Genomic DNA, 470 nt, shown 5'->3' with positions numbered 1-470 from the left:
GTCACTTATGGATGGACCCGCGTCGCATTAGCTAGTTGGTGAGGTAACGGCTCACCAAGGCAACGATGCGTAGCCGACCTGAGAGGGTGATCGGCCACACTGGGACTGAGACACGGCCCAGACTCCTACGGGAGGCAGCAGTAGGGAATCTTCCGCAATGGACGAAAGTCTGACGGAGCAACGCCGCGTGAGTGATGAAGGCTTTCGGGTCGTAAAACTCTGTTGTTAGGGAAGAACAAGTGCTAGTTGAATAAGCTGGCACCTTGACGGTACCTAACCAGAAAGCCACGGCTAACTACGTGCCAGCAGCCGCGGTAATACGTAGGTGGCAAGCGTTATCCGGAATTATTGGGCGTAAAGCGCGCGCAGGTGGTTTCTTAAGTCTGATGTGAAAGCCCACGGCTCAACCGTGGAGGGTCATTGGAAACTGGGAGACTTGAGTGCAGAAGAGGAAAGTGGAATTCCATGTG

At 54.3% G+C, this 470-nt stretch carries 1 rRNA gene; it reads left to right on the top strand.

From position 1 onward, the window contains the following. Positions 1-470, top strand: a 16S ribosomal RNA gene (locus MR160_RS33935); the annotation flags it as partial.

Origin of the sequence: Bacillus cereus group sp. BfR-BA-01382 (assembly GCF_022663475.1) — a bacterium.
GTDB classification, from domain to species: domain Bacteria; phylum Bacillota; class Bacilli; order Bacillales; family Bacillaceae_G; genus Bacillus_A; species Bacillus_A thuringiensis_S.
This window is presented reverse-complemented; position numbering and strand designations above follow the sequence as displayed.